Raw genomic sequence first — 14137 nt, 5'->3', positions numbered from 1 at the left:
ACCCACCATCAAGATCTCGCCGTGGGCGAAGTTGATCAAGTTGATGATGCCGTAGACCATGGTGTAGCCCAAGGCCACCAAGGCATACATGCTGCCCAGCACCAGACCGTTGATGATTTGCTGGAAAAAAGTTTCCATTGAAGGCTCCGGTTGGGCTGAAAGAAGTTCAAAAAAAAACCCGCCGCAAAGTCGGCGGGCCTGGGGACCCTCGGCGAAAGCCCGTGGGCTGCGGCGGGCTCTTTGCGGGATTGTAGGAGTGCGTGAAGCACCCGAATCGAGGGTGTTTACCCGTATCGCCAAGCGCCAAAATCGCAGTCAGTCCGGCGCGGTTTGATGGGCCGCGTTCAAACGCCGCAACTCGTTCAGGCGCTCGCCGATGCGCAGCTCCAAACCCCGCGCAACCGGTTCGTAAAAACGCTGAGCCTCCAGCCCCTCGGGCAGATAGATGACGCCAGCGGCAAAGCCGCCCGGCTCGTCATGCGCATATCGATACTCTCGGCCGTAGCCCAAATCGGTCATCAAACGCGTCGGTGCGTTGCGCAGATGCAGCGGCACCGCCCGGCTGCCGTCGGTCTTGATCAGGGCGCGCACCGCTTTGTAGGCGCTGTAGACGGCGTTCGACTTCGGCGCCACGGCCAGGAACACCACCGCCTGGGCCAGCGTCAATTCGCCCTCGGGCGAGCCCAGGCGCTCATAGGTTTCGGCCGCGTCCAAGCAAATGCGCAGCGCACGCGGGTCGGCCAGGCCAATGTCCTCGCTGGCCATGCGGATCAAGCGGCGCGCGATATAGCGCACGTCGACGCCGCCGTCCAGCATGCGGGCAAACCAATACAGGGCGGCATCCGGGTCGGAGCCGCGCACCGATTTATGCAGGGCCGAGATCACATCGTAGAACTGCTCGCCGCCCTTGTCATAACGTCGCAACTGCTCGCCTAAAGCGCGCTCCAGCATAGGCTCGTCAATTTCGCTCGCAGTCGGTGGCGCCAAGGCCGCCGCCGCGTCGACGGCATTCAGCAGCCGCCGGGCATCGCCGTCCGCATAGGCGGCCAGGCGCTTGGCCGCGGCCGGCGTGAACGGCGGGCTGGCAAGCACCTGCACGGCGCGCTCGACCAAGGCCAGTAGCTCGGCCTCATCCAGCGACTTCAGCACATGCACGCTGGCGCGCGACAACAGCGCCGAGTTGACCTCGAAGGACGGGTTCTCCGTGGTCGCACCAATGAAGGTGAACAGACCCGACTCGACGTGAGGCAAGAAGGCGTCTTGCTGAGACTTGTTGAAGCGGTGCACCTCGTCGACGAAGACGACCGTGCGCCGGCCCTGCGCCGCCACGGCCTGCGCGCGCTCGACCGCCTCGCGGATCTCCTTGACGCCGCCGAGCACGGCCGAGATGGTGATGAACTGGGCGTCGAAAGCCTGCGTCATCAAGCGCGCCAGGGTGGTTTTGCCGACGCCGGGCGGGCCCCACAAAATCATCGAATGCAGGCGCCCCGACTCGAAGGCGACGCGCAGCGGCATGCCGGGGCCGAGCAACTGACGCTGACCTATCACCTCGTCCAGGTGAGTGGGACGCAAGCGCTCGGCCAAGGGCTGATTCAAGTGCACCGGCGGACCGGTGCCGGGCGACTCGGCGAACAGGGATTCAGTCGTCATGGCCGGGCCTCTATTCACTGCTCCAGCAAATCGGCGCCTGCCGGCAGCGTGAAACGGAATCTGTCGATCGCCAGGATCGGGTTCAACACCATGGCCGTGAAATCCAGCCGCGAACTTTGGCCGAACCCGTCGACGATCTCCAAGGCCGCCAGCTCGCGCCCCTTGAAGCCGACCTTGAGGGACTGGAAACCGCTGTCGGCCTGCTTAGGAACTGCCTGCACCCAATCCAAACCGCCCTTGCCCGGCAAAGCCTTGAGCGTGAAGTCACGCTCAAGGTTGCCACCCGCCAGCAAGGCGGCGGGCGTAGCGCCCAGGGCCTGCGTCATCGGGTGTGAACTGGCCTGCTTGAGGCCGGGGTCGAACATCCAAACCTTGCTTCCGTCGGCGACGATCAGCTGCTCGGACGGCGGCAGATAGGCGAAGCGAAACTGGTTGGGGCGCTGAAACTCGAAGCTGCCGCGGGTGGTCTTGGTGCGGGCGCCATCGGGCGAGGTGACCGTCTGGCTGAACTGCGCACGGCCGCTTTTGACCTCGCGCACAAAGTCCTTCAAGGCGCCGACGGCGTCGGCGCGAACCTGGCCACCCATGCTCAGCACCAGCAACGCTAACAAGACTTTTATTTTTTGCATCATTCTTCTCGCTTGGGCAATAACAAATCACGATTGCCATTGCTGCCCATACTGGACACCAGGCCCGACTTTTCCATTTGCTCCAACAACCGCGCGGCGCGGTTATAGCCAATCCGCAGATGGCGCTGCACCAGCGAGATCGAGGCGCGGCGATGTTGCAAGACGATGGCCACGGCCTGGTCGTACATCGCGTCGGCCTCACCGTCGCCGGCAGCGGCGCCACCGCTCTCGCCGCCTTCGCCCTCGAGCACGCCGCCTTCGAGAATGCCCTCAATGTAGTTGGGCTCGCCCTTGGATTTCAGGTATTCGACCACCCGGTGCACCTCGTCGTCGCTGACAAAAGCGCCGTGCACGCGGATTGGCAGGCCGGTGCCCGAGGGCATATACAGCATGTCGCCCATGCCCAGCAGCGCTTCGGCACCCATCTGGTCAAGAATGGTGCGGCTGTCGATCTTGGAGCTGACCTGGAAGGACAAACGGGTCGGGATATTCGCCTTGATCAGGCCGGTGATCACGTCAACGCTGGGGCGCTGGGTGGCCAGGATCAAGTGGATGCCGGCGGCGCGGGCCTTCTGCGCAAGCCGAGCGATCAACTCCTCGATCTTCTTGCCGACCACCATCATCAGATCGGCCAATTCGTCGATCACAACGACGATGAAGGGCAGGCGCTCCAACGGCTCGGGCGCGTCCGGCGTCAGGCTGAAGGGGTTGCCGATATGCTCGCCGCGCTCGGTCGCGTCGTCGATCTTCTTGTTATAGCCGGCCAGATTGCGCACGCCCATCTTGCTCATCAGCTTGTAGCGGCGCTCCATCTCGCCGACACACCAGTTGAGCGCGTTGGACGCCTGCTTCATATCGGTCACCACCGGCGCCAGCAGATGCGGAATGCCTTCGTAGACACTCATTTCGAGCATCTTGGGGTCGATCAGGATCAGGCGCACATCGCGCGCCTCGGCCTTGTAGAGCAGGGACAAAATCATCGCGTTGATGCCGACCGACTTGCCCGAGCCGGTGGTACCCGCCACCAGGCAATGCGGCATCTTGGCCAGGTCGGCCACCACCGGCAGGCCGACGATGTCTTTGCCCAGTCCCATGGTCAGCTGAGACGGCGCGTCAGCATAGACCTGCGAGCCGAGAATTTCGGACAGGCGGATGGTCTGGCGTCGTGCATTCGGCAGCTCCAGCGCCATATAGTTCTTGCCCGGAATCACCTCGACGACGCGGATCGACACCAGGCTCAGGCTGCGCGACAAATCGCGCGCCAGGCCAACGATTTGAGAGCCCTTGACGCCGGTGGCCGGCTCGATCTCGTAGCGCGTGATGACCGGGCCGGGCGAGGCCGCCACCACCCGCACCTCGACGCCAAAGTCGCGCAGCTTCTTCTCGATCATGCGCGAGGTCATTTCCAGCGACTCCGGCGTCACCGACTCGACCCGCAGCGTGGCGGCGTCGAGCAGATCGACCTGGGGCAGCTTGGTGTCGCTGGCGTCGACGAACAGAGCGGTCTGGCGCTCTTTGGCGACGCGGGTGGATTTGGGCACCTCGAACACCGGCGCCTCGATCACGATGGGCACATGCTCGGCCACCACCTGGCGCTCGACCTCGACCACATGCTCATGCTCGCGCTCCTGCACCGCTTGTACGCCCACACGCTGGTCCTCGGCCTGCTCGCGGCGCTGCAAATAGCGCTCACGTAACTCGTCAAGCCGACGGCCCGCCTGCTCGGCCAGACGCAACCAGGAGAATTGCAGGGCAAGGCCGGAGCCGATCAAAAGCAGGCCAATGCAGACCAGACCCGAGCCGGCAAAACCCAGCGCCCGCATGCTCCAGGGCCCGAGTGCATAACCCAGTACGCCACCGGCATGGCCGGGCAGGTGCGTCTCCCACCGATAGAGCCGGGTCCATTCCAGACAGCAGCTTGCGCACATCAGCAGCACGACGCCGAGCAACCAGAGGCCGCTGGACCTGAGCCGCGCCGGCTCAGGCTCGGCGGCGGCGCGCAAGAGGCCGGCCAGGCTGCTCAACCAGGTGCGCAGGCCAACCAGCAACAACCACCAGGTCGAGAAACCGAAGCTGAAATAGAGCAAATCGGCGATCCAGGCACCCAGGGCGCCGAAACGATTCGCGTGAAGATCGCGGCCACCGGAGATCGAGAAGGCCGCGTCACTGCGGTCATAAGACAGCAAGGCCATCAAGACCAGACACCACAGCAAACCGCCCAGCAGGAGCCAGACCGGCGCGCGCAAGGGGTTTTGCTTGGCCGGCGCCGCTGGCGGGGCCTTTTTGCCTTGGCGTTTATAAACTTTATCGCTGGCGCCGGCTTCATCGCCGCGCAGCAGGGAACCGAGGGGAAAACTCATGCCGCCATTGTCACTCAAGCGCAAGGCGCTCTTGGGCATGAGTTTCGCCAAAACTCATGCCAGCATTGTCACTCAAGCGCAAGGCGCTCTCGGGCGTGAGTTTTGGTCTACATCGGCACCGGCGCTCCGAAGAGCGCTGGATTTGGGCGAAAAGAGATCAGTCAGGAAAGCGCTGCTTGATGACGACCGAGCCGTTCTCCAGCGTTTCGATCACGCCGCGCTCTTCCAGGTCCTTCATCACCCGGCTGACCATTTCGCGCGAGGCGCCGACCACCTTGGCCATGTCCTGGCGCGAGACCTTGCCGCGGATGATCTTCAAACCCTTTTCTTCCTCGGACATGTCCAGCAGCGTTCGCGCCACGCGACCATAGACATCCAGCAGGGCCAGCGACTCGATCTGCCGGTCAGCATTGCGCAGGCGCGCGACCAGGCCGCGCAGGATCGCGTAAGACAGGCTGCTGCTGTCGGGCAGGCAGCGCGCGAACTCATTGCGGCCCAGCACCAACATATCGGTTTGCACCTCGGCACGCACGGTGGCCGAATGCGGCTCGTGGTCGATCAAGCTCATCTCGCCGACATAGTGACCGGGCTGCAAGACGGCCAGAATCACCTCGCGTCCGCGGGTATCGGCGGTGAGCACCCGCGCCCGCCCATTCAACAAGATGAACAGCGCATTCGATTTGGTGTTTTGTTCGACGATCAGCTCGCCGCGCTTGAAGCGCCGCTTGACCACACTGTCCGCGATGGACTGCGCCTGATCGGTGGTGAGCAGGGAAAACAAGGGCACCCTGCGGATCAGATCCAGATTTGACAGCATCGCCATAAACAGCCTCCATTGACTACGGTTTGAAATCGGCTGACCCGCTCGAAGGGATGGCCATGCCTAGAATGCGCAAATTGTGCACACTCGCGCAAACATTCAAATCAGGTCAAAGCCGGATAAAACGGCCCAGTCTTCTTGTCTGCACCGATAGCAACCTCATATAACTGTCATGAACCAAGCCACTCAACACCATTCGCTGCTGATTTTGGGCTCAGGCCCAGCCGGCTACACCGCCGCCATCTACGCTGCCCGCGCCAACTTGAAGCCCACGCTGCTGACCGGCATGGCACAGGGTGGTCAGCTGATGACCACCACCGAGGTCGACAACTGGCCGGCCGATGTGCTGGGCGTGCAAGGCCCCGAGTTGATGGAGCGTTTTCAAAAACATGCCGAGCGTTTTGAGACCCAGTTGGTGTACGACCATATCAACGAGGTCGATTTCTCCACCCGCCCCTTCAAACTCAAGGGCGACAGCGCCAGCTACAGCTGCGATGCCCTGATCATCGCCACCGGCGCCTCGGCCAAGTACCTGGGCCTGCCGTCGGAGACCGCATTCATGGGCCGCGGCGTCAGCGGCTGCGCCACCTGCGACGGCTTCTTCTACCGCGGCCAGGAAGTTTGCGTGGTCGGTGGCGGCAACACCGCCGTTGAAGAGGCGCTGTATCTGTCCAATATTGCGACCAAGGTGCATCTAATCCACCGTCGCGACAAGTTCAAGGCCGAGCCCATCCTGATCGACAAGCTGATGGCCAAGGCGGCCAGCGGCAATATCGTGCTGCATTTGTGGAACACTTTGGACGAGGTGCTGGGCGACCAGAGCGGCGTCACCGGCGTGCGCATCAAAAGCACGCAGGACGGCAGCACGCAAGACCTGACCCTGCATGGCTGTTTCATCGCGATCGGCCATTCACCGAACACCGACATCTTCAAGAACCAGTTGGAGATGAAGGACGGCTATATTTTGACCCGCAGCGGCGCTAACGGCTTCGCCACCATGACCAGCGTGCCCGGCGTGTTTGCGGCCGGTGATGTGCAGGATCACATCTACCGCCAGGCCATCACCAGCGCCGGCACCGGCTGCATGGCCGCGCTGGACGCCCAGCGCTTCCTGGAGCAAGAGCAGGGCTGATAGACCTAGAGCCCGCTGCACCGGCGGGCATTCGCCACAATTCGGCTATACTCTAAGGCTTGCCTGCTGGATGGGCCGCGCCTTGAAGGGAATTCGCAAGAAACTTCTTGTGAAAAAACCGTAGAGGTTTAGCAAAGCATAAAGCGGTCATGAGGTCATTTCTTTTTTGCAACGCAAAACTGCATGCAAATACAGAGATGACCGGTCAACAATTCAAACCGGAGAAGCGTATGGCACGCGTCTGTCAAGTCACGGGCAAGAAGCCCATGGTTGGGAACAATGTTTCCCATGCCAACAATAAAACCAAACGTCGGTTCTTGCCGAATCTGCAGTACCGCCGCTTCTTCCTGGAAACAGAGAATCGCTGGATTCGTCTGCGCATCAGCAATGCTGCTTTGCGTTTGATCGACAAGGTCGGCATCGACCAAGTCGTCGCCGATCTGCGCGCCAAAGGCGAGCTCTGATCTAGCACTGAGTATCAAGGAGCACAATCATGGCCAAAGGCGCACGCGAAAAAATCAAGCTGGAGTCGACCGCAGGTACGGGTCACTTCTACACGACCGACAAGAACAAGAAGACCACGACCGGCAAGCTCGAATTCATGAAATTCGACCCCAAGGCTCGTAAGCATGTTCTGTACAAAGAAACCAAGCTGAGGTAAATCAGCCCTGACTTCACGGTCAGAGATCAAACCCCGCCAGCCCAGCTGCCGGGGTTTTTTTACGCCAGCACAACTTCACAAGCACAAATGTCAGGGCAAAAAAAACGCCCCGAAGGGCATCTCTTGACGAAGTGGTCGGAACTACTACACGCGGGCGGCGCGCAAGCCGATCGAGAAGCTGCGCAGTTCGGCAATACCGCTCTCTTCGGCGCGGCGGCACCAAGCCTGCAAATCGCTGACCAACTGCTCAGCCGACACATTGGTGCGGGTCCAGAGTTGGCGCAATTCCTCGCGCATGGTCAGCAGCTTGTCCAGCGCCGGGCTGGCGGCGCGCAGGCTGGCAATCTGGTCCAGCATGGAGACAGGAATACGCGCTTCGTCGCGGTGCAGCCATCGGCTGGCCGACTGGAACTGCGCCCACTGAGCGCTGCGCTCCTGGCCCTGCGCCTTCATCTTGGCCAACTCTGCGGCACAGGCGGCCTTCAGACCACGGCCGTAGCTGGCCATCACCTCGTACCGGTTGGTGATGACCGCTTCCAGGGTGTCCTTGTCGGCCGGCTTGATTTCACCCAGGCGCAGCTTGGGCGCGGTCTTGCGGACCTTGGCCCAGCCCAGCATCTCGAAGGCGCGGATATAGGCCCAACCGATATCGAACTCGTATTTCTTGACCGAAAACTTGGCCGAGGTCGGGTAGGTGTGGTGGTTGTTGTGCAGCTCCTCGCCGCCGATCAGGATGCCCCAGGGCGAGACATTGGTCGACGCATCGGGCGCCTCGAAATTGCGATAACCCCACCAGTGGCCCAGGCCATTGATCACGCCGGTTGCCCAGACCGGAATCCAGACCATCTGAATTGCCCAGATCGTGGCGCCGATGGCGCCGAACAAGGCCAGATTGATGATCAGCATCAGGCCCACACCTTGCCAACTGTAGCGGGTGTAGAGATTGCGCTCGATCCAGTCATTCGGCGTGCCCGTGCCGTACTTGGCAACTGTCTCGGGATTCAAGGCCTCGGCCCGGTAGAGCTCCACCCCGGTCAGCAGCAAGGCCTTCAGGCCGCGCGTCTGCGGGCTGTGTGGGTCTTCCTCGGTCTCGCATTTGGCATGGTGTTTGCGGTGCACGGCGACGAATTCTTTGGTCACCATGCCGGTGGTCAGCCACAGGCAAAGGCGGAAAAAATGCGAGGGGATAGGCCCGAGATCCAGCGCCCGGTGCGCCTGCGCGCGGTGCAAAAAAATCGTCACGCCGAGAATAGTGAAATGCGTGATCACCAAGGTGTACGCAACCATCTGCCACGCGGACGCATTCAGCAAACCGTGGGCCAGCCATTGCACCAGCGCATCATGGATAGTCATCAAGAAGTTCATTAGTTCCTAACCCTGCCCCTAGGAGAGCAGCAAAATGGACATTAGCTCCCCAATTGTAGGCGAGCCGCTCTAATCGACGCAGGCATTAAGTCCGGCTTGGCTGGCCAGCAGCGCCCTATTGCCGCTCCCACACCGCGGCAAAAAAGCCATCAGTCTGGTGCAGATGGGGCCAAAGTCGCAAATATCCATTCTCGACCAAGCGATCCGCTTGCTCCACATGGGCGCGCTCCAAGGCCTCATTGGCCGGCAAGGGCTTGAACTGCGGATGGGCCGCGCCGAAGGCCTCGGCGACCACCTCGTTCTCGTCATTCAGCAGGCTGCAAGTCGCATAGACCAGCCGCCCTCCCGGCTTCAGCAAGCGCGCGGCGCCGGCCAGAATGGCGGTCTGCTTGGCCTGCAACTCCTTGATGCCGAACAACGATTGGCGCCATTTCAGATCGGGATTGCGGCGCAAGGTACCCAGGCCCGAGCAAGGCGCATCGACCAAGACGCGGTCGATCTTGCCGGCCAAACGCTTGATGCGCTCGTCACGCTCGTGCGCAATCTGTGCGGGGTGGACGTTCGACAAGCCGCTCCGTGCGAGGCGCGGCTTCATCGCCGCAAGCCTGTAGCCCGAGGTGTCAAAGGCATAGAGCCGCCCGGTGTTGCGCATCGCCGCACCCAGTGCCAGCGTCTTGCCGCCGGCGCCGGCACAAAAGTCCACCACCATCTCGCCGCGCTTGGCGTCGAGCAGCAGGGCCAGCAGTTGGCTGCCTTCGTCTTGCACCTCAATGCCGCCGCTGTTGAACAAGTCCAGCTTGCTCAGCGCCGGCTTGCCGTGGATGCGCAGGCCCAGCGGAGAAAACGGCGTCGGTTCGGCGACGATACCCGCAGCAGCCAACACGGCTTGCGCTTCCTCGCGCTTGGCTTTCAAAGCGTTGACGCGCAGATCAAGCGGCGCTTGCTCGTTCATGCTGGCGGCCAATTGCCAGAACTGTTCCTCGCCGAGCCGCTCCAGCAGCGGCGCAGCCAGCCATTCCGGCAGGTTGTGACGCAGTTTTGGCGCCAAGCTGGACTTGTCCAAGGCTTGCACTTGCTCCAGCCACGCCAGCTCGGTCTGGTTCAGGGCGCCGCGTAAAAATGCGGCATTGCCTTGCCAAGCCAGCAAGGTCAGCCGCCGTTCGGTCGGGCCGCTGCCCGACTGGCCCAGATGTTGGAGCAGCGGGCGCTGCCTCAACACCGTGTAGGCGGTCTCGGCCAAAGCATGGCGTTCACGCTGGCCGAGGCCCTTGTGTTTACGGAAAAAGGCAGACACCACGCTGTCAGCGGGGGTGTCCAGTTGGAGCACGGCGCGCAAAAGCTCGCAGCTCATATCGATAAGGGCATTAGGATGCATCCGCCGATTATCCCTTCCCCGTGACATTGCGTCATAAACCTGCCCAAGATGACATCCGATCTCGCCGCTTTACCCGCCACACCGCTCGGCCGCTACCGCCATTACAAGGGCGCCGACTACGAAGTCATCGGCGTGGCGCGCCACAGTGAAACGCTAGAGCCGCTGGTGGTCTACCGCCCGCTTTACAACGCCACGGGTCTGTGGGTGCGGCCGCACGCGATGTTTTTTGAATCGCTGTTGATCGAAGGGAAGATGGTGTCGCGCTTTACCGCCATCGAAGCATGAACGTTCTGAGCCAGTTGCGCTTGCGGCCACGGCTGCTGTCGGCGATTGCCGTCGGCTTGCTGGTCGGCCTGCTGGTCGGCCTGATCCCGCCGGCCGACATCAAGCCGCTGACTCGCTGCCTGCTGGGCTGGAATGTCGGCGTCTGGCTTTACCTGGCGCTGTGCCTGCGCATGATGCTAAAGGCCGACGCCGCTCATCTCGAACGCACGGCGCGGGCGCAGGTGGACGGCGTCGGCGCCGTGCTGTTGCTGGCCGTGCTCGGAGCACTGGCCAGCTTTGCCGCCATTGCCGTGGAGCTGGCGCAGATTCGTCAAAGCATGAGTGCGGCCGAGGCGCTGCCGCATTGGCTGCTGGCCATCGCGACGGTGGCCGGTTCCTGGCTGCTGCTGCCGGTGGAATTCGGGCTGGCCTACGCGAGCCTCTATCACGCCGGGTCCGATCGCCCGCATGGGCTGGAGTTTCCTGGTCAGTTCCCCAAGCCGGAGCTGCACCCAAACTATGTCGACTTCATGTATTTCGCTTTCACCATCGCGGCAACTTCGGCCACCTCGGATGTGGCCGTCAGCGGCCGCCATGTGCGCCGCTTGGTGCTGCTGCACTGCGTGCTGTCGTTCATGTTCAATGCGGGCGTGATGGCCTTGATGATCAATAGCTTGTCGAGCTTGATCAGATGAAGGACTGAGACACGCCGTCCAACTGCCTCACCAGGCCGCCGCCAAGCTGCAGCCGGCCCTCGACAAACCAGCGCACCGCCTGCGGATACATGCGGTGCTCCAGTTTGAGCACCCGCGCCGACAAGCTGGCCTCGTCGTCCTCGGCTTTCACCGGCACCACCGCCTGCGCCACGATGGCGCCATGGTCCAGCTCGGCGGTGACGAAATGCACCGTCGCACCGACAAATTTGCAGCCCATCTCCAGCGCTCGGGCATGCGTATGCAGGCCGGTGAAGGCCGGCAGCAGGCTGGGGTGGATGTTCAACATCCGCTCGGCGTAACGATGGGTGAAGGCCGGCGTCAGGATGCGCATAAAGCCGGCCAGCACCAGCAGATCGGGGCCATAGGCGTCGATGACCCGCTGCAGCTCGGCGTCAAAGGCCTCGCGGCCGGCAAAGGCCTTGTGGTCGACCACGGCGGTGGCGATGCCATGCTCCGCAGCAAACGCCAACCCCGCCGCACCGGGCCGGTTGCTGATGACGGCAGCGATACGCGCGCCCCAGCCCTCGGCCGCACAGGCGCGCACGATCGCCTCCATATTGGAGCCACGCCCGGAGATCAGAATCACAATGCTTTTCATGGGGCCACAGTCTAGCTGCCTACAATGCCGCTCCACCCGCAGAGCCCCGACCTGAGCCCCGATGAGCCCCATTCAGCCCCAAGAAATCCTGCCTCGCCAGCGCGTGCTGTCGGGCATGCGCCCGACCGGCGCCCTGCACCTCGGTCACTATCACGGCGCGCTGAAGAACTGGGTGCAGCTGCAAAAGAGCCACGACTGCTTTTTCTTCGTCGCCGACTGGCATGCGCTGACCACCCAGTACCGGGACAGCAGCGACCGCGGCAAGATCGAGCGCAATGTCTACGACATGGTGGTCGACTGGCTGGCCGCCGGCATCGACCCCGAGCAGGCCACGTTGTTCATCCAAAGCCGCATGCCCGAGCATGCCGAGTTGTTCACCCTGCTGGCGATGAGCACGCCGTCGAGCTGGCTGGAGCGCATCCCCAGCTACAAGGACCAGATCGAAAAGAACCGCGAGCTGGCCACCTATGGCTTCCTGGGCTACCCGCTGCTGCAGGCGGCCGACATCCTGATCTACTAGGCCGCCCTGGTGCCGGTGGGCGAGGACCAGACCGCCCATGTCGAGGTCACCCGCGAGGTGGCCCGGCGCTTCAACCGCATCTACAGCCCCGAGCAGGCCATCCTGCCCGAGCCGCAGGAGCTGCTCACCGACACCGCCCGCCTGAGCGGCCTGGACGGCCAAAAAATGAGCAAGAGCAATGGCAATGCGATCGCCATGCGCGACGCCCCGGACGTCGTCGAAGAAAAGATCCGCACCATGCCGACCGACCCGCAGCGGGTGCGCCGCACCGACGCCGGCGACCCGGCCCGTTGCCCGGTTTGGCCGCTGCACCAGGTCTATTCCAAGCCCGACGTGCTTGGCTGGGCCGAGCAAGGCTGCCGCTCGGCAGGCATAGGTTGCCTGGACTGCAAGCAGCCCTTGATTGAAGCGATCCAAAAAGAGCAAGCGCCCTGGCGCGAGCGCGCCAACGAATACCTGGCCAATCCCAAGCAGGTGCAGTGGATCGTCGAGGTCGGCACCGAGCGGGCCCGCGCGGTGGCGCGCAAGACCCTGCGCGAGGTGCGCTCGGCGATTGGGTTGAGCTATTGATGAGAGCCGCTGTCCTTCAACGCCGGCGGGCCGAGCGCCGGGCCGCCCCAAGCCGGACCGCCATCCCCTTGGGGGATCGGGCGGCGTACCCGCCGACCGAGGGGTAAACATTTTGGCAAGCATCCACATCACCGACATCGAAGCCGCCATCAACTGGTGGCGCGAGCGTTCGCCCTCGCCCGACGGCCTGAACGCCTGCGCCGAAGTGCGCGCGCTGGCCGAGGTCTATGGCCTACTGGTCTATTACCGTGAGAGCGAATGCGCCGAGGACGGCATGCCGGCCGCGGCCAAGACCGCCTGGATGAGCTGGTACGAGAGCACGCCTGACGCGCCCTGCATCGCAATCTGCTCGACCAGCCAGGGCGACGCGCTGTGCAAAGGCTGTGGCCGTACTTTTGACGAGGTGCAGCATTGGCCGGCGATGACGCCGGCCGAGAAGCGCGTGACCTGGCGCCGCATCTCGATTGAGGCCACCGCCTGGCGTTTCAATCGCTATGCCGAGCGGGCTCGTGAGGTCAAGTCTTGACACGACCCAGCTACTTCAGCGGCCACCTCGCCAGCCTGCGCCGCATCGCCCCGCTGGCCTGGCCGGTGCTGACCGGTCAGCTGGCGGTGCTGGGATTCAGCACCGTCGACACCATCTTGGTCGCACGTTATTCGGCCATCGATCTGGCCGCGCTGGCGGTCGGCAGCGCGATCTACATCACCGTCTTTGTCGGCCTGATGGGCGTGGTATTGGCGGTCTAGCCGGTGGTCGGCCGCCTGTTCGGCGCGCGCAAACTGCTGGAGGCCGGGGCTCAACTGCATCAAACCCTGTGACTTTGCCTGGGCCTGATGCTGACCGGCTCGCTGAACCTGCTCTTCCCCGGTAAGCGGCCAGTCATCCCATATTGACGCGTCAGGCTGCGCGACTCCAGCGATGCGGCAGTAGCTCATCGATCCGATTGTTCGGATGCGCGAGCAGTCGCTCCAGCACGTCCTTGAGGTAGGCCCACGGATCGTGCCCGTTGAGCTTGGCGGACTGCACGAGACTCATCACCATCGCTGCCCGCTGACCGGCCAACTCGCTGCCGCAGAAGAGCCATGCTTTGCGCCCCATTGCCCATGGGCGCATTTGATTCTCGACATGGTTGTTGTCGATGCTGACCTGCCCGTCGCCAAGGAAACGGCCCAGCGCCTCCCAACGCCTGAGGCTGTAGACCAGCGCCGCCGCAATCCCGCCGCCGTCGGCCACCCGCGACCGCTCCAAGCGCATCCACACATGCAGTTCGTCCCACAACGGTTGGGCGCGTTGCCGCCTCAAGCGCAGTCGGTCCGCCGGCGCCATGCCCCGCGCTTCTTGCTCGACTCGGTACAAGCCCGCGATGCGCTGGATGGCCTGCATCGCCACCGGGCTGGCATGCGCCTTGGCCAGTTCATCGAACTTGCGGCGCCACCGCCGCGCTGGCGGCATAGGCCGTGCCCACCCAGCCGAAGG

16 protein-coding genes and 1 pseudogene are annotated in these 14137 nt (G+C 63.2%); 8 read left to right on the top strand and 9 right to left on the bottom strand.

Annotated elements, in window-relative coordinates; all coding sequences use genetic code 11:
* The 5 genes from RMO57_RS11225 to RMO57_RS11205 form a co-directional block, all read right to left on the bottom strand.
* Window positions 1–138 (bottom strand): ABC transporter permease subunit (locus tag RMO57_RS11225; RefSeq protein WP_414896409.1); only part of this gene is annotated, 138 nt, incomplete at its 3' end.
* 177 nt (window positions 139–315) lie between these two features.
* Complete coding sequence (locus RMO57_RS11220) at window positions 316–1650, bottom strand: replication-associated recombination protein A (protein WP_310386648.1); 1335 nt, start codon at window positions 1648–1650, stop codon at window positions 316–318.
* A gap of 14 nt (window positions 1651–1664) precedes the next feature.
* Window positions 1665–2279, bottom strand: coding sequence for an outer membrane lipoprotein chaperone LolA (gene lolA, locus RMO57_RS11215; protein WP_310386646.1), 615 nt, complete (start codon window positions 2277–2279; stop codon window positions 1665–1667).
* Complete coding sequence (locus RMO57_RS11210) at window positions 2279–4639, bottom strand: DNA translocase FtsK (RefSeq protein WP_310386644.1); 2361 nt, start codon at window positions 4637–4639, stop codon at window positions 2279–2281. The genes lolA and RMO57_RS11210 overlap by 1 nt, the downstream gene beginning before the upstream one ends.
* Before the next feature lie 157 nt (window positions 4640–4796).
* On the bottom strand, window positions 4797–5462 hold the full coding sequence (locus RMO57_RS11205; RefSeq protein ID WP_263532264.1) for a Crp/Fnr family transcriptional regulator: 666 nt from the start codon (window positions 5460–5462) through the stop codon (window positions 4797–4799).
* A 169-nt stretch (window positions 5463–5631) separates the two neighbouring features.
* Between RMO57_RS11205 and trxB the strand changes: the two genes are divergently transcribed.
* The 3 genes from trxB (at window position 5632) to rpmG (ending at window position 7252) form a co-directional block, all read left to right on the top strand.
* The gene (gene trxB, locus RMO57_RS11200; protein WP_310386641.1) at window positions 5632–6591 is read left to right on the top strand and encodes a thioredoxin-disulfide reductase; all 960 of its coding nucleotides are present in this window, start codon (window positions 5632–5634) and stop codon (window positions 6589–6591) included.
* A gap of 230 nt (window positions 6592–6821) precedes the next feature.
* Entirely contained in the window at window positions 6822–7055 is a 234-nt protein-coding gene (rpmB, locus tag RMO57_RS11195) for a 50S ribosomal protein L28 (RefSeq protein WP_263532262.1), read from the top strand.
* A gap of 29 nt (window positions 7056–7084) precedes the next feature.
* Window positions 7085–7252, top strand: coding sequence for a 50S ribosomal protein L33 (gene rpmG, locus RMO57_RS11190; protein ID WP_263532261.1), 168 nt, complete (start codon window positions 7085–7087; stop codon window positions 7250–7252).
* Window positions 7253–7396: 144 nt separating this feature from the next.
* Here rpmG and RMO57_RS11185 read toward each other — a convergent pair whose 3' ends face one another.
* Together RMO57_RS11185 and RMO57_RS11180 are read right to left on the bottom strand one after the other, a co-directional pair.
* Entirely contained in the window at window positions 7397–8605 is a 1209-nt protein-coding gene (locus tag RMO57_RS11185; protein WP_414896408.1) for a fatty acid desaturase, read from the bottom strand.
* A 127-nt stretch (window positions 8606–8732) separates the two neighbouring features.
* On the bottom strand, window positions 8733–9992 hold the full coding sequence (locus tag RMO57_RS11180) for an RsmB/NOP family class I SAM-dependent RNA methyltransferase (protein ID WP_310386637.1): 1260 nt from the start codon (window positions 9990–9992) through the stop codon (window positions 8733–8735).
* A gap of 48 nt (window positions 9993–10040) precedes the next feature.
* On the opposite strand from RMO57_RS11180, the gene RMO57_RS11175 reads away from it, so the two are divergent.
* Both RMO57_RS11175 and RMO57_RS11170 read left to right on the top strand, forming a co-directional pair.
* Window positions 10041–10277, top strand: coding sequence for a DUF1653 domain-containing protein (locus RMO57_RS11175; protein WP_310386635.1), 237 nt, complete (start codon window positions 10041–10043; stop codon window positions 10275–10277).
* Window positions 10274–10951: a DUF1345 domain-containing protein gene (locus RMO57_RS11170; protein WP_310386634.1), complete on the top strand. Its 678-nt coding sequence runs from the start codon at window positions 10274–10276 to the stop codon at window positions 10949–10951. The genes RMO57_RS11175 and RMO57_RS11170 overlap by 4 nt, the downstream gene beginning before the upstream one ends.
* On the opposite strand, the gene purN is transcribed toward RMO57_RS11170, so the two are convergent.
* Complete coding sequence (purN, locus tag RMO57_RS11165) at window positions 10944–11570, bottom strand: phosphoribosylglycinamide formyltransferase (RefSeq protein ID WP_310386631.1); 627 nt, start codon at window positions 11568–11570, stop codon at window positions 10944–10946. The genes RMO57_RS11170 and purN overlap by 8 nt on opposite strands.
* A 61-nt stretch (window positions 11571–11631) precedes the next feature.
* On the opposite strand from purN, the pseudogene trpS reads away from it, so the two are divergent.
* From trpS to RMO57_RS11150, 3 genes and pseudogenes are all read left to right on the top strand, one after another.
* Window positions 11632–12660, top strand: a pseudogene (gene trpS / locus RMO57_RS11160) (tryptophan--tRNA ligase).
* 112 nt (window positions 12661–12772) lie between these two features.
* Window positions 12773–13186: a DUF3717 domain-containing protein gene (locus RMO57_RS11155; RefSeq protein ID WP_310386629.1), complete on the top strand. Its 414-nt coding sequence runs from the start codon at window positions 12773–12775 to the stop codon at window positions 13184–13186.
* Complete coding sequence (locus tag RMO57_RS11150; RefSeq protein ID WP_310386627.1) at window positions 13183–13407, top strand: hypothetical protein; 225 nt, start codon at window positions 13183–13185, stop codon at window positions 13405–13407. Before RMO57_RS11155 ends, RMO57_RS11150 begins: the two co-directional genes overlap by 4 nt.
* A gap of 151 nt (window positions 13408–13558) precedes the next feature.
* On the opposite strand, the gene RMO57_RS11145 is transcribed toward RMO57_RS11150, so the two are convergent.
* Window positions 13559–14137, bottom strand: a 579-nt coding sequence (locus RMO57_RS11145) for an IS66 family transposase (protein ID WP_310386624.1), incomplete at its 5' end; no start/stop codon positions are given.

The sequence above is a fragment of the Roseateles sp. genome (genome assembly GCF_031397715.1).
In the GTDB taxonomy this organism is placed as follows: Bacteria; Pseudomonadota; Gammaproteobacteria; order Burkholderiales; family Burkholderiaceae_C; genus Paucibacter_A.
This window is presented reverse-complemented; position numbering and strand designations above follow the sequence as displayed.